Origin of the sequence: Enterobacter sp. BIDMC 27, from assembly GCF_000534415.1 — a bacterium.
In the GTDB taxonomy this organism is placed as follows: Bacteria; Pseudomonadota; Gammaproteobacteria; order Enterobacterales; family Enterobacteriaceae; genus Enterobacter; species Enterobacter hormaechei_C.
This window is the reverse complement of the sequence record NZ_KI973178.1, coordinates 4,385,281-4,407,741: the sequence shown is the minus strand read 5'-3', so window position 1 is coordinate 4,407,741 and position 22,461 is coordinate 4,385,281. Positions and strand designations below refer to the sequence as shown.

Sequence of the window (22,461 nt, the reverse complement as noted above, 5' to 3'; positions counted from 1 at the left end):
GTTACTCTCCTCGCCCGGCGGTGTGGCCTGGCTGCAATAATGGCATGACGTGCTGGCGGTAAAGCGCCGCCGCAGCGAGATCCTGCTGGATAATGCTTTGTGCTGATTCGCTGAAGCGCAGCGCGGCCGTACGCAGATCCAGGTGGTTGGCGCTATCAATACCCGCCAGCACCTCAGGTTCGACAATGGCTTCCCCGTGCAGCGCGCCTAAAATCGCGCCGCTCATCACCCCGATAGAGTCGGTATCACGGCCTGAATTGATGGCGTCTTCCACCGCGCCGCGAAACTCGCCTTCGCGCAGCAGGCAGAAGGCCAGCGCCATTGGCAGTTCCTCAATCGACATCAGACGCGAGGGCTGGTAGGCCATGGTCGGGACGCCCGCTTTTTCCGGGCCGTGCATCAGGTCATCACCCATCGGTGAGAAGGGCAAAAGCGCATCGTGCAGGGCGTCAACGACCTGTTGATAATCCCATGCGGTTCCACGGTAGCGATGCGCGACCTCAAGCGTTGCCGCGATGGCCTGGTGGGTGCCGTCTTTAGCCAGTTTCAATGCGATGTTGGTGATAGCCTCAATGGTGATGCCAGGAATAAATGCCGCTGCAACGCAGGCGGCGAAGACCCCGGCGGCCTCCAGCCCATAGCTCTGCTGATGCCCCTGGGTGAAATTAATGGCTTCCTGGTAAGCTGCCTCAGGGTTGCAGGCATTAATAGCTCCGATGGGGGCGGCATACATGGCTGCGCCGCAGTTCACCATATTGCCCACGCCGCCCTGGCGCGGATCGCAGGCGGCCAGTTGCAGACGATGGAAGATCCATTTTTCCGGATAAAACAGGCGCTCAATAACCAGCGCTTCCCGATCCAGTTCCGGCACCCAGCGCGGTTCCCAGGCAATCTTCCGCACAAAAGACTCCCCCATATCCCACGCATCAACGTGACGGCCCAGCTCGCTGTAAACCTCCATCAGGCAGAGCGTCATCAGCGTATCGTCGGTGATGATACCGTTGCCGCGTACGCGGTTGTTGCGCCGTGCGGACGGCTCGTCCATCCGGTGCCAGCGCTGGTGGATGGAGGTGACGCGGCCATATTTCTCCGCGATTTGCCGGGCGGAGAGTTTCTCAACCGGTCCGCCTAAGACATCACCGAACGCCACGCCATACAGCATGCCCAGAATGCGGGACGTGAACGATAAATCAGCGGCTTGAGTAACGGTCATTTTAATTTTTCCTCTGCATATTCGGTCATGGCGTTTCCACCTGCGGCTTTCCAGGCGCTGACATACTGATCCCACTGATCAAATGACGCTTTGCCAGAGACAAACTGGTACGCCCACTGGTTATAAATACTGCTGGTTGAGTCGATGGCGGCGGCAAACGACGCCGGGAAGATAAAGGCGTTATCCGCCGTAAAATAACGTTGTGAATTGTCGATATAGCGCAGCATCGCGGGCGTCCGCCACTCCACCGGCGGCTTCCAGTTGGCGGCCTGGATAAACCGCGGATACCAGGCATTAATTTTTGGCGTCACGTTTATCGTGTTGCCCTTACGAACGTAGTGCGTGTTCTCGAAGCCCATCTGCTCCATCATTTGCCCTTCCGGGCTTGCCAGAAAATCGAGCAGGATCATCACTTCCTTTTTATGTTTCGAGAGCGAGGACATGGCAAAGCCGCGCGTTTCCATGGAAACATCTGTCGCCGCCAGCCCTTTACCTGCCGGGCCTTCGGGTGGGTCGAGCAGGGTGAGGGTGGCGTCAGGATGGATCTGACGCATCTTTTCCTGGTACACGCCGACGTTGCCTGGCGATGAGACGGATACCACGCCAACCTTGCCGGTATAAAACTCATCCTCTTTTAGCTCCCAGTTGGTGGTGATGTACTGGGAGGAGAGCAATCCTTTCTGATACAGCGAATGGTAGAACTCCAGCTTGCTCCGCTCCTGCGGGCTTATCTGGGCGTTGATCAGATTGCCCTGATCGTCCTTGAGCCAGGTGGCGTGAATGCCAAACGCCGGGTTCATAAAACCGTCGAGATCGCGCAGGTCTTTCTCGGAGGTGATCCCCCAGCTATCCGTCTTACCGTCGCCGTTGTAGTCACCGGCGTGGATCGCATTGAACAGCGTGACGTACTCCGCCAGCGTTTTGGGTGATGCGCTGAATCCGCTCTTCTGTAACCAGTCCTCACGGATCACCGGCTGGCGCGCGCGCAGGGGAAAGACATACAGCAGGGTCGGATGGTTTTGCAGGCGAAGCCGGTTGTGCGGCCACAGCGCCTCTTTCAGATAGCGGGTTTGCGTAATCCACGGACGCCAGTCTTCAAGAATGCCCTGTTCGACCATCTTCTGGTCGCTGCCGTTGAAATAGATCAGATCAGGGATGGTGCCGGAGAGCAGCATCACGTTCAGCACGTCGGAGTAGCCGGAAGACGACAGGTTGACGATCTCAATGTGGATATCGTGTCCCTGGCGTGCCAGCGCCTGCTCGATTCGCTGAATATGCGCGACATCTTCGCGGTTGGTGGTCAGCAGATCTTTTTCCACAATCCGGATAGTGACCGGCTCGGCCCAGGCGGCCTGGCATAACAGCAGGCCGCAGGCGATTGCTGTGAATAATTTCATCGTCATCGCTCCTGTTAACCCTTCACCGCGCCGGACATGGTCCCTTTGGTGAAGAAGCGCAAAATAATCGGGTAGATGGCAATCAGCGGGGCGATGGTTAAGGTGATCATCCCGGCTTTCAGCGCCTTGATGCTGATCTGGCTGGCATCGGTGTAGTTCGACATGCTTTCGACGCCTACCATCGCCAGCTTATCGCCCTCGACGACAAACTGACGCAGCACCACCTGCAACGGCCATTTGTCCGGGTCGTTGAGGTACACCATGGCGCGGAAAAACTCGTTCCAGTGCAGCACCATGTAAAATAACGTGATCATGGCAATGGACGATTTGGCGACCGGCATAATGACGTACCACAGCGTCTGGAACGGGTTCGCGCCATCGAGTTCGGCGGCTTCCAGCAGCTCCTCCGGGATCTCTTCGAACAGGCGAACCAGAATAATCAGGTACCAGGCGAAGACCGCGCGATACAGGATGACGGACCAGTAGCTGTTCAGTAGCCCCAGCTTTTTCATCACCAGAAAATCGGGGATGATGCCCGGCTCAAAGACGATGGTGAACAGGACAAACATAAACAGCCAGCGGCGTCCCGGCAGGCGTTTTTGCGCCAGCGCCCAGGCCAGCAGCACGGTGAAAACTACGTTGATGATGGTGCCCACCACGGTAATCAGCATCGCATTGCCAAACCCGCGCAGCACGGCTTCGTTGGTCAGCAGCAGCTTCCATACGTCCAGCGAAAAGCCCTGCGGAATAATCTCCAGGCCGCTCATACCGGGCACGTTTGCCGGGCTGGAGAAGGATATCGCCACCAGGTTGAGGATCGGTTGTAGCGTCACGACAACCAGCAGCATCAGTACCGAGAGAATGAGCACGTATTCGATGCGCTCAAAAGGGGTGCTTCGTGATGAGATGCGCATTACCAGACTCCTTTACCCGTCAGGCGTTTTGAAACGTTATGTGCCAGCACGATAAGGATCATGCCGATCACGCCTTTGAATAACCCTGCGGCGGTCGCCAGCGAGAACTCCCCGGTGCGCAGGCCCATGCGGTAGACGTAGGTGTCGATGATGTCTATCTGACCGTTCACCACGTCGTTGGTCATGTTGAAGACCTGATCAAAACCCTGGCTCAGGAACAGCCCGACGTTGAGGATAAACAGCGTGGCGATGGTCGGGGTGATAGCGGGCAGGGTGATGTGCCAGATTTTGCGCCAGCGCCCGGCACCATCCATTTCCGCCGCTTCATACAGCTGTGGATCGATGGCGAGGATCGCCGCGATGTAAAGTAATGAATCCCAGCCCGCGCTGCGCCACATTTCAGTGAACACCAGTACCCAGCGGATAGAGCCGCTGTCGGTCATAAAGGGGATCGGGTCATAGCCCATCGATTTAATGATGTCGTTAACCGCGCCATCAACCGGCGAGAGCGTGGCAATCGCGATACTGGCGATCACCACCCAGGAAAGATAATGCGGCAGATAAATCACCGACTGGACAAATTTACGGTAACCGGATGAGCGCACTTCATTGAGCAAGAGCGCCACGATAATGGGAACCGGAAAAATAAAAATCAGCTTCATTGCGCCGATAATCACGGTGTTCTGTATCACCTGCCAGAAAACAGGGGATGACATCAGCGTGGCAAAATACTGCATCCCGACCCAGATATTCGGCGGGATAATACGGTACTGCTCAAACGCAATTTTGGTTTCCCAAATGGGTAAATAGTGCCAGATAAAAAAATAGATAACCCCAGGCAGGGCCATCACGTAGAACGGCCACCACCGGCGTAACGTCTGGCGGCAACGTGCCATGCGGGATAGTGTTTGCTGGTGAGGCATGTTATTTACCTGCGGTATCGCGCCGCCGGGTTTAGATTCTGTCAGGGCTTTCATCGGACATACTCCCATTACTGAAATGGTTGTCGTGAATATAATCTGTGTTTGCAGAAATATGCGTGCGTTAAATTTTCTCGGTGAGAATGTTTTTATCGTTATATTGCGCGAGGCGGGTCAGGACATCTTTATATTCAGGCATATTTGATGCGCCTTCTTTTTCGACGGCCAAAGAGGCGAAAGCACAGGCAAATTTTGCTGCCTGAATAATGGATTCCCCTTTCGCCATCGCGGCGGCGAATGCGCCGTTGAAGGCATCGCCAGCACCGGTGGTATCCACACATACGGCTTTCAGCGCCGGGATATGAATAAATTGCTCACCGTCATAAATAAGCGCGCCTTTCGCTCCCATGGTGATGATGACGTGACCTACCCCTTTCGCTTTAATGGCTCTGGCGGCTTCCTTCGCGCTGGCAAGGTCCACGATATGAATGCCGGACAGCAATGAGGCCTCAGTCTCGTTTGGGGTCAGAAAGTCCACGTTCTTCAGGCAGCTAACCACATCAGATGACCAGGGGGCAGGGTTCAAAACCACCTTAATCCCGTTACGGCGGGCAATTTCAATGGCCCGAAAGGTAGCGGGTAGATTATTTTCCAGCTGGGTTAAAAAAATATCTGAGTTTTTCACTTCAGGGGTAATCGCTTCAACTTCATCGGCTGTAATGGACCGATTGGCCCCAGGGCTGATGGCAATCATATTTTCACCATCACTTTGACAAACATAAATAAGCGCGGTGCCGGTTTTCTGATCTTTATCCTGATAAAGCGTGAAGCTGTCGATAGCAGAAGATGAAAGATGTTCAAAGGCCATCTGACTAAACTGATCGTTACCCACCTTACCGACAAAATGGGTTTTAACATTGCATTTGCTTACGGCCAGCGCCTGATTGGCGCCTTTGCCGCCGGGTCCAATAATGGTATTTTCGGAGAAAATAGATTCTCCGCTTTGCGGGAAACGATCGACATTAGCAATAATATCAACGTTGAATGAACCCAGAATACAGACTTTACCTTTCATCTTTCGCCCTTTATGTCGGGATTTGATCGTTTTTCTTGACTGCGCGGAGTCAAAAAAATGAATGATATTGCTATCTAAATTATTGACTGATTGGGTATGAAAAATACGGCGTTTGATAATTGCCCCACCGTGGCATCGCTCAATGCCGCCTTCCTGCGCTAATAAGTTCAGGTCGCTGCGAATCGTTTCCCTGGTGACGTTAAATACTTTCGCAAGCTGATTCACCGTCGCCCGTTCGTACCTGTTAAGCCAGGTCAAAATTGCATAATGCCGTTCTTTATTGAGCATAAGGTCACCTCTGTAGTTATATTATTGTTTCCTTGTTGTTAATGTTTTGGTGTTGTTCACAGATCGTTCGACAAAACAAAAGGAAACGGAAATAAATGAGGTGATAAATATTTAATATCAATGGTTTATGTTGATTGCGGGAAAGGGGGTGGGCTTTGATATGCAGTGCGGGGATTTCAACGATGGCACGGGCCATGACGCAACGTTAGATCTTTCTCGGACAACGACAGACACAAAAAAGCCCGCAGGGCTTGCGCCGTGCGGGCTTTCAGGACTTCATCGGATGACTCTGGTAATCACCGATGGAGAATTTTGGTGGAGCTGCGGGAGTTGAACTCGCGTCCGAAGTGTATTTAACTCATTGAAAATAAACAATTCTGTCGCTGTGGCAGGCGTCAAGTGCATTTTACGTGCATATTGAGATCTGTCTAACGTCCTGATTCTGTCCAACATTTTGAAATATTTACCCCGCTACAGAGCGGCTGAAATCGCGGTTTTACCGTCATATTCAGCTAGGTATTTACCGTAGTTGCGGAATATCATTTCCGGCCCTTTGTGGCCCATCTGTCCGGCAAGCCAGAAGAGGTTAACGCCCTGGCTAATATGCTTGGTGGCGAAGGTGTGCCGCGTCTGGTACGGGTTACGATAGCGAACGCCAGCTTTTTTCAGGGTCGGCACCCATGCTTTTTTACGGATCGCGTCGGCGTTCGCCCAGGGTTCTCCCGTTTTCGGATCGCTGAATATAAACTCACTTTTCATAAAGGTGTATTGCTTCTGCGCCTGCAGGGCCGCCAGCGCCTCACTGTTCAGCTCCACCTTACGGGTACCGGCTTTTGTCTTGGTGCCTTTAAGTACCCCTACGACACTGGCCGCTTGAACGTGGGCTGTGTTCGCGATGTTGTCGAGATCAGGCCAGCGCAGCGCGCACAGTTCGGAGCTCCGCAGACCGGTATTGAAAGCAAATCGGAACAGGTTTTCCCATTCCGGGTACCGGCAGCTCTGGTAAATAGCGAGGGTTTCCGCTGGCGTGAACGGGTCAACCTCGTAATCGTCGGCGTTTGGGCTGCTGTCGATCACGTGGTACCGGCTGGCGCTGACTAGGGTTACCGGGTTAATGTTCAGCAGGCCATCCGTAACAGCTTCATCGATGGCGCTGCGCAGAAACGAAAGGTTATTCCTGGTCGTTTTCAGCTTTGTTTTCCGGCTGGCTATCCAGTTTTTAAGGACCGCTGGCGTCAGTTCTGACACGTGGAGTTTATGCAGAGCTGACAGCGCAGACAGGCATTTTTCATAACCGTTGATAGTCGACGGGGACAGGTTGCGGTTCTGGCAGATTTTCAGGTACTCGTCCAGGTAGGACTTTATGTTTTTGGTTTTCTTCACCACCCCGAACAGTTCCAGCTTTTTGGAGTTGGGGAAATATTTCGCATATTCAAAGGTGCCACTGACGATCTGGTTTTGTATCTCCCGAGCAGGCGCTCGGCGTACTTCACACCGCGCGCGTTTGCTTCCATTTTGGAGAGGGGCTCAGCAAGCCGAACTCCAGAAGCAAACCCTGATTAGCCAGGCGAATGAATACATTGATAGTAAGCAATGGCCGTCGAAACTGGCACTCGGCCGCCTGAAAGATGATGAAAAGGCCTCATTTAATAAGTGGCTTGATTATCTTGATGCGCTCGAATCGGTAGACCCATCAAAAGCACCAGAAATAGTCTGGCCTACAATATAAAGTAAGACATCAAGGGTAATTTACGCCCTTGATGTCTTCATGTGCTTGTTAATAGTTTAAACTATCCTAAGATCTTCATTTATTACAGATGCTCCCGCCGAGATAAATTAGTAAATTTTTATCATTCTCGAAAATGGAGTATTGAGGCATGGAGTAAATAAGATTCATCTCACCATTGCAAGCCATTTTCTCTAATTCATAGGAAATCTGCCTGTCCTTGCCAGAGAACTTTATGTTCCTAATCCCATTGTTAACTAATGACTGACTTAATGTCATGTCATAGTAGTTGTTCTTTATGTGATCTAGTATTGGGAATACTCTATTTGAAGTTTTTGACGCCTCTGAATAGTCTGTTGCGCCGAATATGTATGTATTTTTCTTTGATTTTAAAAGTGAAAGCTTTTCGCTTAAGGAAAATAATACATATGAATCGTAGCGTTGCTGATGATAAAGTGAAGATGCAGTGGCATAAATCACTGATGTTGATGAGAATATCAGTGCGATAGATAAATATGCTGCGATACGATTAAAGAAATCATTGAATGTGGCGGGGATGGCAAGGGCTAGGAAAACTATAAACGCTATTGGAAATAAAACTCGCGTTGGATAGTACCCATTACTAAGAATCAGATTTACTCCAGCAGAACAAATTAATATTACAACTGGAGCAAATACCATTAGTGAAAGGTTTAAAAACCTTGAATTCCCCGCGCCCTCTTTAACTACTACAATAATATGTTTTGCGTATACAATGATAAAAGCTAACGTTGCTACTGCTATTAATATAGCAGCGACGTGACCATAAGATTGCAATGCTGTTGAAATAGAGGTCTTAATTCCTATGTAAATGTTACTTGCTAATCCAGTAGTTAAGTCTGCCCTCTTTTCAGTGGATTTAATGGTATTAAGTACAACAACGAAATAGTATAAAACGCAAGACACTACGGTTAGCCCAGCAGATTTTATTATGTACTCTATGTTTTTGTTGTTGTGTTTTTTGGATTGAATAAATGTAGTTATTACCAATATCGGGAATATTGCAATGGCTGGTTGGTAAAAAGAAAGACATGCAATAAGTGATGCTAGCGCATATATAGTCCTGTTTTTGTTTAGCAAATCCCACGCTAGAACAGGTAACAACATGGACAATATCATTGATAATGAATCAAACCTGAACAACATATTACCAAGTAACAGTGGGTTTACTGCTACAGTTATACATATTAGAACATTCCCAATGGTGATTTTATGGAATGTATTTTTAAGTAAAAGAATTGTTAAATAAGATAACGCAACAATACTCGATAACTGAGGCAAAGGTGTAATGTCGGCAAGGCGGTCAGAACTGGTGCTCAAGAACATAGCAAGCCATTCTGTTAGTGGTCTGCCTAATTCAATCCACCCAAAGTATCCTTTAATTGACCTAGTGATATCATCAACCAGATAGAGCCTGTCATTGATCAGTGGGTAGTATCCGATCGATATTATTATGAGCGAGAATATCCACGCACTGAACAATGAAAATTCTTTTTTGTGAAAGCTAACCATTTAATTTCCCTTCAAAATATAACGAGGTCTGTTTTTAACCTCAATATAAATCCTGCCGATGTACTCGCCGAGAACTCCAATACCGATTAATTGCACACCGCCGAGGAACAAAATTGATACCAATATAGAAGGATAGCCTCTTACTGGATTTCCGAATGCTATGGTGTCAATAATCATCCACGCTCCGTACATAAAGGCCATGCCGGCAACGAACAAACCGATATACGTCCACATGCGCAGTGGAAAAGTTGAGAAACTTGTAATGCCCTCTAATGCAAGGTTCCACAGCTTCCAGCCATTGAACTTAGAATCCCCGGCCACACGTTCTGCGCGGGCATATTCAACAACATCAGTGCGGCCGCCAACCCAACTCAAAACTCCTTTCATGAAAAGGTTGCGCTCTGGCATCAGCTTGATGTTTTCAACCACATTTCGAGACATCAGGCGGAAGTCGCCAACGTTTTCCTCGATCTGCGGATTGCTGATTTTGTTGTGCAGCTTATAGAACCACTCTGCGGTCTTACGCTTGAGTCGCCCATCGGTGGATCGGTCAGAGCGTTTAGCCAGCACCATATCTGCCCCAGCCTGCCACTTCTCAATCAGGTGTGGAATGACCTCAATTGGGTCCTGCAGGTCTACATCAATCGGGATAATCGCGTCACCGGTTGCATTGTCAAGCCCGGCGAACAGCGCTGGCTCTTTACCGAAGTTGCGAGTGAATGACAGCGGAACTACAAGAGGGTCAGCTACAGCAAGCGCGTTTATGATTGATTCTGTGGCGTCTTTACTGCCGTCATTGATGAAGATGATTTCAACATCATGCTGCTGCAGACCTTCAAATTCCCGTACAGTTTTATAGAAGATTGGAATGGCTTCCTCTTCATTGAACACCGGCACGACCAAAGAAATTTTCATTTCGCATCCCTAAAGACAATGAATTTTGAGTATATGAACCCGGCAACAAGACTGAATCCTGAGAACGCTAAGAGGGTTAAAATAGGCGACGCACCAATCGCATCTGCGATGTACCCTGTCATTCCAGCCATGATGCCCATGAATGCGACGAACGCGATATAACGCCCTGACGTTGCCTGTGATTTGAACGTCCATCTTGCGTTAGCGAAGAAACTAAACGTAACCGCAATGAAGAATGCGGAGACGTTTGCAACAGCCTGAGTAGCTTCGAAGAAATGAAGAAGCGCGCCGAAGCATACCCAGTGCATAGCAGTGTTAATTACGCCTACTGAAATGTAGCGACTAAATAACTTTAACATTTGAAAAATCAGTCAATTCTGAAAGATGACAAGTTTAGCATTGCGTATGAGAGTGTTCTAGATTTAATCCTGTACAAGCCACATATCGGCCTCTTCAAACATTTCCTCCAGCATACGGTTCAGTTTTTCCCGATCGCTTTTGCTGGCATCGCTATTCAGGGCGTTTGCCTGCATCGGCTTCACCTTCACCTCGGCATCAGGGAAAATCTGGTGCACTCGCTTCGTCAGCTCTGCCAGGATAATCTCTCTGGCCCCTTCGAGCCCCTCCACATTACGTTTGTCATAAACCAGTTCAACGAACATAAAAGCCTCCGGAAAACCACTGTGGTTGTATACAGTATTTTTAATGTGATAATAAACAGTGTCAAGGCGAGCGGAGCGCGAAAGGGGGTAGGTGTTTTTGTTACCCTTAGTTACAAATAGAAAAACCCCAGACCGTGAGATCTGGGGTTTTTTTAAAGTGCACGTGCATTTCACGTGCATATTTTGTCTTTTCTCGGTCTGCGCACTGTCTGGTCAGTGTCCGTAAGTGGCTGTTTTTATTGCCGCTGTCCGGTTGCAGTCCCATCAAAGTGGTGGAGCTGGCGGGAGTTGAACCCGCGTCCGAAATTTCTACATCCTCGGTACTACATGCTTAGTTTGTCTTTACATTCGCACGCCAGCTGCGGACAAACACGCCACTAACGAACTAGCCTGATTAGTTTTAACGCTTCAACCCCAGGCAGGATTTCCACGCGATCTCTTTTGGGTTTGACCTCTCTTTGATCCCCGTCTTAAGAGCGGAAGCTAGGGAGAGAGGGCTCTTAGCAGGTTATTAAGCTGCTAAAGCGTAGTTTTCGTCGTTTGCGACTATTTTTTTGCGGCTTTTAACGAGGCAAACCGCCCCTCGGCATGCACCTTGGGTTTCGCAAATCCCGTCGAATCCAGAATCAGCCCCAATAGTGTTGAACTCAGTATACCAGATTTTACTTCCTCGACACCAGCCCGAAACGCTAACTTATTGAATAGTACAATAAGTGCGCAGAATCAACGTCCTGCGTTTTTCATGATACGTGCTTTGTCGAGCTGCCACTCGCGTGCTTTCAGGTCAGTACGTTTGTCGTGCTGTTTCTTACCTTTCGCCACGCCGATTTTCACTTTGCACCAGGCGTTTTTCCAGTACAAAGAGAGCGCCACCACGGTGAAGCCTTCGCGGTTGATGCGTCCGTAGAGGGATTCCAGTTCGCGCTTGTTCAGCAGCAGCTTACGGGTGCGGGTAGGATCGCAGACGTAATGTGAAGAGGCGACGGTCAGCGGCGTAAAATTCGCGCCGAACAGGAAGGCCTCACCGTCTTTCAGGATCACGTAGCTGTCGCCGATATTGGCTTTCCCGGCACGCAGCGATTTTACTTCCCAGCCCTGCAACGCAAGGCCTGCCTCGAATTCTTCTTCGATGAAATACTCGTGGCGAGCACGCTTGTTAAGCGCAATGGTCGCCGAACCAGGTTTATGTGCTTTTTTCTTCGTCATAAGTGTCGTAAAGCCGTCGGTAATCTGATTTTAAAAAGTCACCTCATTGCGTCCTGTGAGGTCTAACGCGCTATCTTAGCACGAGATAAGGCTTAGCGTTTTTTTAACAGGTGATAAATGTTATTATTTGTCTGTTGTGTGACCATGGAAAATGCTATGCCTCAGATTAGCCGTACCGCGCTTGTTCCCTACAGCGCGGAACAAATGTATCAGTTAGTGAACGACGTTCAGTCCTATCCGGAATTTATTCCGGGATGCACCGGTAGCCGGGTGCTGGAATCCGGCCCGACGCAGATGACTGCGGCCGTGGATGTCTCCAAAGCGGGGATCAGCAAAACGTTCACCACGCGCAATACCCTGATGAGCAATCAGAGTATTTTGATGCATCTGGTGGATGGTCCGTTTAAAAAACTGATGGGAGGGTGGAAGTTTACGCCACTGAGCGCTGACGCCTGCCGCATTGAGTTTCATCTGGATTTTGAATTTACCAATAAGCTGATCGAACTGGCGTTTGGCCGTATCTTTAAAGAGCTGGCCTCGAATATGGTTCAGGCGTTCACCACGCGCGCCAAAGAGGTTTACAGTGTCGCATAAGATTGCTGTTGAGGTGGTGTATGCGCTGCCGGAGAAGCAGTATTTGCAGCGCGTGACGCTTGAAGAGGGCGCCACCGTTGAGGCGGCTATCCGGGCCTCCGGCATCCTTGAACTTCGCCGTGATATTGACCTGGCGAAGAATAAAGTCGGGATTTATAGCCGTCCGGTAAAGCTCGGTGATGTGCTGAAAGAGGGCGACAGGGTTGAAATCTATCGTCCGCTGATTGCCGACCCGAAAGAGCTGCGCCGTCAGCGAGCAGAGAAATCCGGTAAGTAGCCAAAAAAAACATTCACAAAAAAGGTGCTCAATGAGCACCTTTTTGCGTTGCTGACGCCTGATTATTTGGTCAGGGCAGGCTTGTTGTCGATGTTGGTCAGCACGCCGGCACTGCTGAAGGTCAGCGTCAGGGTTTGCTGGGTCACATCTTCATGACCAGGCTGCTGGCGGAATACATAGAACCAGGTGTTTGTGCCGAACGGATCGGACATCATCGGGGTTCCCAGGGCATAAGCGACCTGCTGTTGTGTCATACCCACGCGGATTTTGGACACATCGTTAGGGGTAAGGTAGTTCCCCTGGTTGATGTCAGGACGGTAAACCACTTTCTCCAGAGTGGAACAGCCTGCGGTCAACATCAGAAGAACCGCTGCGGCAGCGGTCAGCGTTTTACAGCGCATAGTGATTTGATTCCTTTTCGGGCCCGAGCAGTACGCGGCTCATATGTAATATGCCGATGATAATAGACCTTGCCCCACTTTGAAACCGGTCTGGCGGCGTTTTTGTTGTTCTGTATGACCCTGAGATCCCGAAAAAGTTTATGCCGCCAGCAGTTCTTTCGCATTCGCAAGCGTATTGCGGGTGACTTCACTGCCGCCGAGCAGGCGTGCCAGCTCCTGCAAGCGTGAGCGTTTATCCAGCGGCTTCATGTGCGTTTCCGTCATTTCGCCATCGGTTTCCTTGCTGACGATAAAGTGGTGATGACCACAACCGGCGACCTGCGGCAGGTGAGTCACGCACATGACCTGCGTCGATTCACCTAACTGACGCAGCAGTTTGCCGACAACGGCCGCGGTCGGGCCGCTGATACCCACATCCACTTCATCGAAAATCAACGCCGGGGTTTCCATTTTACGGGCGGTAATCACCTGAATGGCCAGGGCAATACGCGACAGTTCACCGCCGGAAGCCACTTTCGAAATCGCCTGCAAAGGCTGGCCCGGGTTGGTGGTGACGCGGAATTCTACGCGATCTGCGCCTTCCGCCGTCAGGTGATTCTCTTCAAAGCGAACATCTATGGTGAACACCCCATGCGGCATCGCCAGCGTATGCATGCTGTCGGTAATGTGCTGGCTAAGCTCCAGCGCATAGTGTTGCCGCACGTCATGCAGCCGTTTCGCCGTTTCCAGCGCCTGCTGATGATGCAGATTAACCGCCAGAGACAAGGTTTCAAGGGAATCGGCCTGATCGTCCAGCTGCTGCTGTTCCTCCAGCAGAGACTGATAGTAATTCGGCAGCTCTTCCGGGGTTACGTGATGCTTACGCGCCAGTGAAATCTGACGGGAGATGCGTTGCTCAAGTTCGAACAGACGGTTCGGGTCGAGATCCAGACGTTCGCAGTAGTGGCGCAGTTCATCCCCGGCTTCTGAAATCTGAATCGCGGCCTCTTCCAGCATTTCCAGTACGCCAGAAAGCTTATTGTCCATGCCGGTCAGTTCGGTCACAAGCTGACGCACGTTATACAGCTGGCTCTGCAAATTCACGTCTTCGCCATCCGCCAGCATGTTAAGGGCAGTCTGGCTGATGGAAAGCAGCTGACCGCTGTTGGCCAGACGCTTGTACTCTTCGTCGATTTGCTCAAATTCACCCGCCTGCGGGTTAAATTCGTTCAGCTCTTTCAGCTGATATTCCAGCAGCTCGGCGCGCGCGGTACGCTCCTGGCTTTGCTGCTGATGCTGCGCAAGTTCGCGGCAGCTTTGATGCCACTGACGATAGTGCTCCGCCATGAGTTGAGTAAGCGCGTACTCACCTGCGTAGCCATCAAGCAGGGCTTTCTGTTGTTCGGGTTTGATTAACTGCTGGTGCGCATGCTGACCATGGATCTGGATGAGCAGCTGGCCCAGCTCGCGAAGCTGGGAAAGGGGAACCGCTGTACCATTGATAAAACCGCGGGAGCGGCCATCGCTGCTGATGACGCGGCGAAGTAAACACTCACGTCCGTCTTCGAGCTGGTTCGCTTCCAGCCAGCGCAGGGCGGCAGGGGTGTCTTTCAACGAGAAGCGGGCGCAGAGATCGGCACGGGCGGCGCCTGTGCGCACCATATCCCCCTCAGCACGACCGCCGAGGCACAAGCCGAGGGCATCAATGGCAATGGATTTACCTGCACCGGTTTCACCGGTAATCGCCGTCATTCCGCTATGGAAGTCGATCTCAAGCTCACGAACAATGGCAAAGTTGCTGATGGTCAGTTGTGCCAGCATAATTGTTTTCCTGTATGAAAAACCATAACTGTGTTTGTATACAGTATAAACTGGTTTTATATACAGTAAAGTGCTGGATGCAAAATCAGAACAATTTTTTTGACCAGCCGAGCTTGGAGCTTAATGTGTTGAAATAGCTGTAATCTTTCGGGTGAATCAGGTTCAGATGGTAATCGCAGCGGCGAATGAGGACATCTTCACCTTCCTGAATGGGGAGCGCAATCTGACTGTCGCAGCTGATCTCCAGGTCGTTACGGCGATGGGAAAAACGCAGGCGGATGGTGCTGTCGCCGTTGATCACCAGCGGACGCGCCGAGAGCGTATGCGGGAACATCGGCACCAGGGTAATGGCATCCAGCGATGGCGTCAGGATTGGACCTCCGGCTGAAAGCGAGTAGGCAGTTGACCCCGTCGGGGTTGAAATAATCAGCCCGTCAGAACGCTGCGAGAAAGCGAATATTTCGTCGATATAGACTTCGAACTCGATCATGTGCGCCACTTTACCGGGATGGAGAACCACCTCGTTAATGGCGGTGCTGATGCGCTTCTGGCAGTCCTGCTGACACACCTGGGCTTCCAGTAAAAACCGTTTTTCACTGATATAGTGGCCTTCCAGCACGTCCGCCAGCTGCTGCTGCGCATTGTCCGGGTCGAGGTCGGTCAGGAAACCGAGATTGCCACGGTTAATACCAATAACCTTAATATCATAGCGAGCCAGCGTTCGCGCCGCGCCCAGCATATTGCCGTCGCCACCGACCACCACGGCGAGATCCGCCTGCTGGCCAATTTCCGCCAGCGTGCCGGTTCTGACGCTTTTAAGCTGCAACTCCTGGGCGATCTGCTGCTCGACCATCACTTCATAGCCTTTACCACACAGCCAGCGATACAACATTTCATGTGTCGTCAATGCGGTAGGGTGACGCGGATGGCCGACGATCCCAATACACCTGAAATGATTATTCATTTTCTGGAGGTCCTTGTGCCTGATGAATGATGACAATCTGCCTTGTTCCCTTGAATCCAGGAAACTGATCCCCATAATAAGCGAAGTTAGCGAGATGAATGCAGAAAAACGCGGAGAAATTCATGAGTAGTAAAGAACAGAAAACGCCTGAGGGGCAAGCCCCTGAAGAAATTATCACGGAACAGCACGATGAAGTTGAGGCAGTAGAGCCAGACACGTCTGCTGAGCAGGTGGACCCGCGCGATGAAAAAATTGCCAACCTGGAAGCTCAGTTGGTAGAAGCGCAGAATCGCGAACGCGATGGCGTACTGCGTATCAAAGCGGAAATGGAAAACCTGCGCCGTCGTACCGAGCTGGACGTTGAAAAGGCGCACAAATTTGCGCTGGAGAAATTCGTCAACGAACTGCTTCCGGTGATCGACAGCCTGGATCGCGCGCTAGAAGTGGCGGATAAAGCTAACCCGGATAACGCGGCGATGATTGAAGGCATTGAGCTGACGCTGAAATCCATGCTGGATGTGGTGCGTAAGTTCGGTGTTGAAGTGATTGCCGATACGGATGTACCGCTGGATCCAAACGTTCACCAGGCCATTGCGATGGTGGAATCCGAAGACGTTGCCGCGGGTAACGTGCTGGGCGTGATGCAGAAAGGGTATACCCTGAACGGTCGTACTATTCGCGCTGCGATGGTGACCGTGGCGAAAGCGAAAGCATAACGTGCTGCCTGTAGTGCCGGGTGGCGGCGTTCGCCTTACCCGGCCTACATTTTATTCGGCGATACTTTCGCGTAAAGGTTTAACGGGCAGGACCTTCACCTGCTTAATCATGTTGTCCTGAACGTCCAGAATATCAATATCATACTGTTCAATGCGCACGCGCGTGCCTGCCGCCGGGATCTCTTCCAGCGCTTCCAGGATCATTCCGTTCATCGTCCGCGCTTCGTCTTCCGGCAAATGCCAGTTGAACGCTTTATTGATTTCACGAATGTTGGCGCTGCCGTCGATAAGCACTGACCCGTCGTTTTGCGGGGTGACTTCTTCCGCAAGGGAAGGCGACATTGACGTGGTAAAGTCCCCGACAATCTCTTCCAGAATATCTTCGACCGTCACCAGCCCCTGTATATCGCCGTATTCATCCACCACCAGGCCGACTTTCTTCTTGTTTCGCTGGAACTTCACCAGTTGCGTGCTGAGTGGGGTGCCTTCCGGCACGTAGTAAATTTCGTCGGCGGCGCGCAGCATCACCTCTTTGGTGAACTCGTTTTTCTCAGTCATCAGACGATAGGCCTCGCGCACGCGCAGCATGCTGATGGCATCGTCGAGGGAATCGCGATAGAGGACGATACGCCCGTGCGGGGAGTGTGTCAGCTGGCGGACAATGGCCTTCCAGTCGTCGTTGATATCAATCCCGACGATTTCATTGCGCGGCACCATGATGTCGTCAACGCTGACCTTTTCCAGATCCAGCACCGACAGGAGCATGTCCTGATTGCGGCGGGAGATCTGCGAGCGGGATTCATTCACGATGGTACGCAGTTCGTCTTTGCTGAGCGCGCTACTAATGGTGACGTCTGCCTTTATACCGACCATGCGCATCAGCACCCGTGTCACCATATTCAGCAGCCAGACCAGCGGCATCATCAGAATAAGCAGCGGTGCTAACAGGAAGCTGCTCGGGTAGGCGACTTTTTCCGGGTAAAGCGCGGCGATGGTTTTGGGCAGCACTTCCGCAAACACCAGCACCACAAACGTGAGCACACCTGTGGCAATCGCCACGCCTGCGTTGCCGTACAGACGCATCCCGACGATGGTGCCCAACGCAGAAGCGAGAATATTGACCAGGTTGTTACCGATAAGCACCAGGCTAATCAGCCGGTCCGGCTTACGCAGAAGCTTTTCGACACGACGCGCGGCACGGTTACCCTGCTTGGCGCGATGACGTAACCGGTAGCGGTTCAGCGTCATCATGCCGGTTTCAGAGCCAGAGAAATAAGCGGAGATGACCACCATGATGATCAGAATGACGATCAGCGTGGTGGTAGAGATGTGTTCCAGGGGGAACTCCTTTTGTTACTTAGCCAGCAAATTGCTGTATGAAGCGGCTACCAAAATAGGCAAGCGTGAGAATGCCCGCACCCGCTACGTTGAACCAGACCACGCGACGACCGCGCCAGCCTTCATGATAATGGCCCCATAACAGGACAATATAGACAAACCACGCGATGATGGAGAGGACCGCTTTATCGATATTCTCCACGCTGAACAGGTTCTTCATATAAAACAAGCCCGTGCACAGCGTCAGCGTCAGCAGAACCACACCGACCTGGGTGATGTGGAACATCTTACGCTCAATCACCATCAGCGGCGGCATTTCGTGGTTAAACGCCAGCTTTTTATTTTTCAGCTGGTAGTCAATCCAGGCGAGTTGCATGGCGTAAAGGGCGGCGATGATCAGCGTCGCGTAGGAGAACAGCGACAGGCCAATATGCACCAGCATCCCCGGCGTGGCTTCCAGGTGAGTAATAAACTCATTGGGCATGAACGTGGCTAACGCCAGGTTGATCAGCGCAAAGGCGTAGACTATCGGCAGCAGCAGCCAGCCACGGTTTTTAGACGCGACAATGGTCATGACCGTACAGATCATCAGGCTGACCAGCGAGCCGACGTTCAGTACGCTCAGATTCTGCACGCTGCCGTCGCCGGGAATGATGCGTGATTCCAGCGCAAACGCATGGCTAATCAGTGCGATCACTGCCGAAAGAATAGCCATGCGCCGCCAGCCGCTGTTTTTTTGCAGCAGGCCAGGAATGATCAGCGCGAGGCTGACAGAGTAGGCAACAAGGGCGATCAGTGCGAAAACAGGCATATAGGCGTCGACAGTTGTCTTAATAAGAAAGAGAAGCAGTATAACGTTACGTGACGCCTGCTCCAACCGTTGCATAACAACAAAGGCGCCTTCATGTTATACTCCGGCAAAATTCTGTGTATGTGTCGCCCAGGCGACCTAACGTTTCTACCCCAGGCGAGAGACAATGTTTGATAATTTAACCGATCGTTTGTCGCGCACGCTGCGCAACATCAGCGGCCGTGGACGCCTCACCGAAGAGAACATCAAGGAAACGCTGCGCGAAGTGCGCATGGCGCTGCTGGAAGCAGACGTCGCGTTGCCGGTCGTACGTGATTTTATCAACCGCGTGAAAGAGAAAGCGGTTGGCCATGAAGTGAACAAGAGCCTGACTCCGGGTCAGGAGTTCGTCAAAATCGTCCGTAACGAACTGGTTTCGGCGATGGGTGAAGAGAACCAGGTGCTAAACCTGGCGGCTCAGCCGCCGGCCGTCGTGCTGATGGCGGGTCTGCAAGGTGCGGGTAAAACTACCAGCGTCGGTAAGCTGGGGAAATTCCTGCGCGAAAAGCACAAGAAAAAGGTGCTGGTGGTGTCGGCGGACGTGTATCGCCCGGCGGCGATCAAACAGCTGGAAACGTTGGCCGAGCAGGTTGGCGTAGACTTCTTCCCGTCCGACGTGGCGCAGAAGCCTGTCGATATCGTTAACGCGGCGCTGAAAGAGGCGAAGCTGAAATTCTACGACGTGCTGCTGGTGGATACCGCCGGTCGTCTGCACGTTGACGAAGCGATGATGGACGAAATCAAGCAGGTGCATGCCTCTATCAATCCGGTAGAGACCCTGTTTGTTGTTGACGCCATGACCGGTCAGGATGCAGCGAACACCGCAAAAGCGTTTAACGAAGCCCTGCCGTTAACCGGCGTGGTGCTGACCAAAGTCGACGGCGATGCCCGCGGCGGTGCGGCGCTCTCTATTCGTCATATCACCGGTAAGCCAATCAAGTTCCTCGGCGTGGGCGAGAAAACCGAAGCGCTGGAGCCGTTCCATCCGGATCGTATTGCCTCCCGTATCCTCGGCATGGGCGACGTGCTGTCGCTGATCGAAGATATTGAAAGCAAGGTTGACCGCGCGCAGGCGGAAAAACTCGCCAGCAAGCTGAAAAAAGGCGACGGTTTCGATCTGACCGACTTCCTTGAGCAGCTGCGTCAGATGAAAAACATGGGCGGCATGGCAAGCCTGATGGGCAAACTGCCAGGCATGGGCCAGATCCCGGACAACGTCAAATCCCAGATGGATGACAAAGTGCTGGTGCGTATGGAGGCCATCATCAACTCGATGACGCTGAAAGAGCGCGCGAAGCCAGAAATCATCAAAGGTTCCCGTAAACGCCGTATCGCAGCCGGTTGCGGCATGCAGGTGCAGGACGTTAACCGCCTTCTGAAACAGTTCGACGACATGCAGCGCATGATGAAGAAAATGAAGAAAGGCGGCATGGCGAAGATGATGCGCGGCATGAAAGGCATGATGCCTCCCGGTTTTCCTGGGCGTTAATCGCTTTTGAGATTGCTTTTTGCCCGAAAATGAGTAAAATTTTCGGGCTTTTAATATGACACCCGGGCTCCGTTCCTCGATGGGGCCCGGTTGTTTTATTCACACAAGAGGATGTTATGGTAACTATTCGTTTAGCTCGTCACGGCGCTAAAAAGCGTCCGTTCTACCAGGTTGTTGTGACTGACAGCCGTAATGCACGCAACGGTCGCTTCATCGAGCGCGTTGGTTTCTTCAACCCACTGGCCGCTGGCGCAGAAGAAGAAACCCGTCTGGATCTGGATCGTATCGCTCACTGGGTTGGCCAGGGCGCTACTGTTTCCGATCGCGTTGCTACGCTGATCAAAGCAGCAAACAAAGCAGCTTAATCTGTCACGGTGGTCATGATGAGCAATAAAGCACCTGTTGAACCGATCGTATTGGGAAAAATGGGTTCTTGCTACGGTATCCGTGGTTGGCTCAGAGTGTTTTCCTCCACTGAAGACGCTGATAGCATTTTTAATTACCAGCCCTGGTTTATCCAGAAAGCCGGTAAGTGGGAAGAGGTCGAGCTGGAAAGCTGGCGTCACCACAATCAGGACATCATCATCAAGCTGAAAGGCATTGACGATCGTGATGCCGCGAATGCGCTGACTAATTGTGAAATTGTCGTGGATTCGTCGCAGTTGCCACAGCTGGAAGAGGGTGACTACTACTGGAAAGACCTTATGGGTTGCCAGGTAGTGACCACTGAAGGCTACAGCCTGGGGAAAGTCATCGACATGATGGAAACCGGGTCAAATGACGTTCTCGTCATTAAGGCAAACCTGAAAGATGCATTTGGCATCAAGGAGCGGTTGGTTCCGTTCCTCGATGGACAGGTTATCAAGAAAGTCGATCTCACTACTCAAACCATTGAAGTAGATTGGGATCCTGGTTTTTAAATTCTCCGGATAAACGGTAAAAGACGGCGCTATGTGGATTGGCATAATTAGCCTGTTTCCTGAAATGTTCCGCGCGATTACCGATTACGGGGTAACTGGCCGGGCAGTAAAGAATGGCCTGCTGAGCATCCAGAGCTGGAGTCCTCGTGACTTCACGCACGACCGGCACCGTACCGTGGACGATCGTCCTTACGGCGGCGGACCGGGGATGTTGATGATGGTGCAACCCTTACGGGACGCCATTCACACAGCAAAAGCCGCGGCAGGTGAAGGCGCGAAGGTGATTTATCTGTCACCTCAGGGACGCAAGCTTGATCAAGCGGGCGTGAGCGAACTGGCGACGAATCAAAAGCTGATTCTGGTCTGTGGTCGCTACGAAGGGATAGATGAGCGCGTAATTCAAACCGAGATTGACGAAGAATGGTCTATCGGCGATTACGTTCTCAGCGGTGGTGAGTTACCAGCAATGACGCTGATTGACTCCGTTGCCCGGTTCATTCCGGGTGTACTGGGCCATGAAGCTTCGGCAACGGAAGATTCGTTTGCCGATGGATTGCTGGACTGTCCACACTATACTCGTCCTGAAGTGTTAGAAGGGATGGAAGTCCCGGCAGTATTACTGTCTGGAAACCATGCCGAGATACGTCGCTGGCGTTTGAAGCAGTCGCTGGGCCGAACCTGGCTTAGAAGACCTGAACTTCTGGAAAACCTGGCTCTGACTGAAGAGCAAGCAAAGTTGCTGGCCGAGTTCAAAACTGAACACGCGCACCAGCAGCATGAACATGATGGGAATGCGTAATACGCTCCCGAATATCAGTTTACCCAGGATAAGAGATTAAATTATGAGCAACATTATTAAGCAACTTGAACAAGAGCAGATGAAGCAGGACGTACCTTCCTTCCGTCCAGGTGACACCGTGGAAGTGAAAGTATGGGTTGTTGAAGGTTCCAAAAAACGTCTGCAGGCATTCGAGGGCGTGGTTATCGCTATTCGTAACCGCGGTCTGCACTCTGCATTCACTGTTCGTAAAATTTCCAACGGCGAAGGCGTTGAGCGTGTCTTCCAGACTCACTCTCCGGTAGTTGACAGCATTGCTGTTAAACGTCGTGGTGCTGTACGTAAAGCTAAACTGTACTACCTGCGTGAGCGTACTGGTAAGTCTGCTCGTATTAAAGAGCGTCTGAACTAAGATTCGCTTAAGCGACATCCTGTTAGAAAGGGCTGGCCGAAAGGCTGGCCCTTTT

At 51.6% G+C, this 22,461-nt stretch carries 25 protein-coding genes and 1 other RNA gene; 9 read left to right on the top strand and 17 right to left on the bottom strand.

The window, feature by feature from the left end:
- Position 1: 1 nt before the first annotated feature.
- From L463_RS02130 to xerC, 6 genes are all read right to left on the bottom strand, one after another.
- The gene (locus tag L463_RS02130) at positions 2 to 1,213 is read right to left on the bottom strand and encodes an ADP-ribosylglycohydrolase family protein (RefSeq protein WP_032673306.1); all 1,212 of its coding nucleotides are present in this window, start codon (positions 1,211 to 1,213) and stop codon (positions 2 to 4) included.
- Positions 1,210 to 2,610, bottom strand: coding sequence for an extracellular solute-binding protein (locus L463_RS02135; protein WP_032104642.1), 1,401 nt, complete (start codon positions 2,608 to 2,610; stop codon positions 1,210 to 1,212). The genes L463_RS02130 and L463_RS02135 overlap by 4 nt, the downstream gene beginning before the upstream one ends.
- 14 nt (positions 2,611 to 2,624) lie before the next feature.
- The gene (locus tag L463_RS02140; RefSeq protein ID WP_017692842.1) at positions 2,625 to 3,524 is read right to left on the bottom strand and encodes a carbohydrate ABC transporter permease; all 900 of its coding nucleotides are present in this window, start codon (positions 3,522 to 3,524) and stop codon (positions 2,625 to 2,627) included.
- Positions 3,524 to 4,447: an ABC transporter permease gene (locus tag L463_RS02145; protein ID WP_223825259.1), complete on the bottom strand. Its 924-nt coding sequence runs from the start codon at positions 4,445 to 4,447 to the stop codon at positions 3,524 to 3,526. Before L463_RS02145 ends, L463_RS02140 begins: the two co-directional genes overlap by 1 nt.
- A gap of 121 nt (positions 4,448 to 4,568) precedes the next feature.
- Complete coding sequence (rbsK, locus tag L463_RS02150) at positions 4,569 to 5,807, bottom strand: ribokinase (protein ID WP_032104640.1); 1,239 nt, start codon at positions 5,805 to 5,807, stop codon at positions 4,569 to 4,571.
- A gap of 471 nt (positions 5,808 to 6,278) precedes the next feature.
- Positions 6,279 to 7,259 (bottom strand): site-specific integrase, encoded by a 981-nt coding sequence (xerC, locus tag L463_RS02155; protein WP_228332951.1) that lies wholly within the window; start codon positions 7,257 to 7,259, stop codon positions 6,279 to 6,281.
- Here xerC and L463_RS24130 point away from each other — a divergent pair.
- Positions 7,171 to 7,536: a tail fiber assembly protein gene (locus L463_RS24130; RefSeq protein WP_080024809.1), complete on the top strand. Its 366-nt coding sequence runs from the start codon at positions 7,171 to 7,173 to the stop codon at positions 7,534 to 7,536. The two genes, xerC and L463_RS24130, sit on opposite strands and share 89 nt — an antisense overlap.
- A 75-nt stretch (positions 7,537 to 7,611) precedes the next feature.
- Here the strand turns inward: L463_RS24130 and L463_RS02160 are convergent, their stop codons facing one another.
- The 6 genes from L463_RS02160 to smpB form a co-directional block, all read right to left on the bottom strand.
- Complete coding sequence (locus tag L463_RS02160; RefSeq protein ID WP_023295273.1) at positions 7,612 to 9,084, bottom strand: glucosyltransferase domain-containing protein; 1,473 nt, start codon at positions 9,082 to 9,084, stop codon at positions 7,612 to 7,614.
- Positions 9,085 to 9,999 carry a glycosyltransferase family 2 protein gene (locus tag L463_RS02165; RefSeq protein WP_023295272.1) on the bottom strand — a complete coding sequence of 305 codons (915 nt, stop codon included), beginning with the start codon at positions 9,997 to 9,999 and terminating at the stop codon, positions 9,085 to 9,087. It lies immediately after the preceding gene.
- Positions 9,996 to 10,358, bottom strand: a complete 363-nt coding sequence (locus L463_RS02170; protein WP_023295271.1) for a GtrA family protein — start codon at positions 10,356 to 10,358, stop codon at positions 9,996 to 9,998. Before L463_RS02170 ends, L463_RS02165 begins: the two co-directional genes overlap by 4 nt.
- 63 nt (positions 10,359 to 10,421) lie before the next feature.
- Positions 10,422 to 10,661, bottom strand: coding sequence for a DinI family protein (locus L463_RS02175; RefSeq protein ID WP_023295270.1), 240 nt, complete (start codon positions 10,659 to 10,661; stop codon positions 10,422 to 10,424).
- A 270-nt stretch (positions 10,662 to 10,931) separates the two neighbouring features.
- Positions 10,932 to 11,295, bottom strand: a transfer-messenger RNA (tmRNA) gene (gene ssrA / locus L463_RS23835).
- Between the two features lie 89 nt (positions 11,296 to 11,384).
- Complete coding sequence (gene smpB / locus L463_RS02180) at positions 11,385 to 11,867, bottom strand: SsrA-binding protein SmpB (protein ID WP_003863115.1); 483 nt, start codon at positions 11,865 to 11,867, stop codon at positions 11,385 to 11,387.
- A 156-nt stretch (positions 11,868 to 12,023) separates the two neighbouring features.
- On the opposite strand from smpB, the gene L463_RS02185 reads away from it, so the two are divergent.
- Both L463_RS02185 and L463_RS02190 read left to right on the top strand, forming a co-directional pair.
- Positions 12,024 to 12,461 (top strand): type II toxin-antitoxin system RatA family toxin, encoded by a 438-nt coding sequence (locus tag L463_RS02185; protein ID WP_195758491.1) that lies wholly within the window; start codon positions 12,024 to 12,026, stop codon positions 12,459 to 12,461.
- The gene (locus L463_RS02190; RefSeq protein ID WP_003863119.1) at positions 12,451 to 12,738 is read left to right on the top strand and encodes an RnfH family protein; all 288 of its coding nucleotides are present in this window, start codon (positions 12,451 to 12,453) and stop codon (positions 12,736 to 12,738) included. The genes L463_RS02185 and L463_RS02190 overlap by 11 nt, the downstream gene beginning before the upstream one ends.
- A gap of 62 nt (positions 12,739 to 12,800) precedes the next feature.
- Here L463_RS02190 and bamE read toward each other — a convergent pair whose 3' ends face one another.
- The 3 genes from bamE to nadK form a co-directional block, all read right to left on the bottom strand.
- Entirely contained in the window at positions 12,801 to 13,139 is a 339-nt protein-coding gene (gene bamE, locus L463_RS02195) for an outer membrane protein assembly factor BamE (protein ID WP_003863121.1), read from the bottom strand.
- Between the two features lie 138 nt (positions 13,140 to 13,277).
- The gene (gene recN, locus L463_RS02200; RefSeq protein ID WP_032104293.1) at positions 13,278 to 14,939 is read right to left on the bottom strand and encodes a DNA repair protein RecN; all 1,662 of its coding nucleotides are present in this window, start codon (positions 14,937 to 14,939) and stop codon (positions 13,278 to 13,280) included.
- 85 nt (positions 14,940 to 15,024) lie between these two features.
- A complete protein-coding gene (gene nadK / locus L463_RS02205; protein ID WP_017383004.1) occupies positions 15,025 to 15,903 on the bottom strand; it encodes an NAD(+) kinase in 879 nt (292 codons plus the stop codon).
- Between the two features lie 122 nt (positions 15,904 to 16,025).
- Between nadK and grpE the strand changes: the two genes are divergently transcribed.
- On the top strand, positions 16,026 to 16,619 hold the full coding sequence (gene grpE / locus L463_RS02210) for a nucleotide exchange factor GrpE (protein ID WP_003863126.1): 594 nt from the start codon (positions 16,026 to 16,028) through the stop codon (positions 16,617 to 16,619).
- A gap of 51 nt (positions 16,620 to 16,670) precedes the next feature.
- On the opposite strand, the gene L463_RS02215 is transcribed toward grpE, so the two are convergent.
- Positions 16,671 to 17,957, bottom strand: coding sequence for an HlyC/CorC family transporter (locus L463_RS02215; protein WP_032104292.1), 1,287 nt, complete (start codon positions 17,955 to 17,957; stop codon positions 16,671 to 16,673).
- Between the two features lie 19 nt (positions 17,958 to 17,976).
- On the bottom strand, positions 17,977 to 18,768 hold the full coding sequence (locus L463_RS02220; RefSeq protein WP_014832951.1) for a cytochrome C assembly family protein: 792 nt from the start codon (positions 18,766 to 18,768) through the stop codon (positions 17,977 to 17,979).
- A 166-nt stretch (positions 18,769 to 18,934) separates the two neighbouring features.
- Between L463_RS02220 and ffh the strand changes: the two genes are divergently transcribed.
- The 5 genes from ffh (at position 18,935) to rplS (ending at position 22,406) form a co-directional block, all read left to right on the top strand.
- A complete protein-coding gene (gene ffh / locus L463_RS02225) occupies positions 18,935 to 20,296 on the top strand; it encodes a signal recognition particle protein (protein ID WP_003863132.1) in 1,362 nt (453 codons plus the stop codon).
- A gap of 116 nt (positions 20,297 to 20,412) precedes the next feature.
- Complete coding sequence (gene rpsP, locus L463_RS02230; protein ID WP_003863133.1) at positions 20,413 to 20,661, top strand: 30S ribosomal protein S16; 249 nt, start codon at positions 20,413 to 20,415, stop codon at positions 20,659 to 20,661.
- A 15-nt stretch (positions 20,662 to 20,676) separates the two neighbouring features.
- Positions 20,677 to 21,216: a ribosome maturation factor RimM gene (rimM, locus tag L463_RS02235; RefSeq protein ID WP_015571575.1), complete on the top strand. Its 540-nt coding sequence runs from the start codon at positions 20,677 to 20,679 to the stop codon at positions 21,214 to 21,216.
- A gap of 31 nt (positions 21,217 to 21,247) precedes the next feature.
- Positions 21,248 to 22,015 carry a tRNA (guanosine(37)-N1)-methyltransferase TrmD gene (trmD, locus tag L463_RS02240; RefSeq protein WP_014832949.1) on the top strand — a complete coding sequence of 256 codons (768 nt, stop codon included), beginning with the start codon at positions 21,248 to 21,250 and terminating at the stop codon, positions 22,013 to 22,015.
- 43 nt (positions 22,016 to 22,058) lie between these two features.
- Positions 22,059 to 22,406 (top strand): 50S ribosomal protein L19, encoded by a 348-nt coding sequence (rplS, locus tag L463_RS02245; protein ID WP_002914145.1) that lies wholly within the window; start codon positions 22,059 to 22,061, stop codon positions 22,404 to 22,406.
- Positions 22,407 to 22,461: the final 55 nt, after the last annotated feature.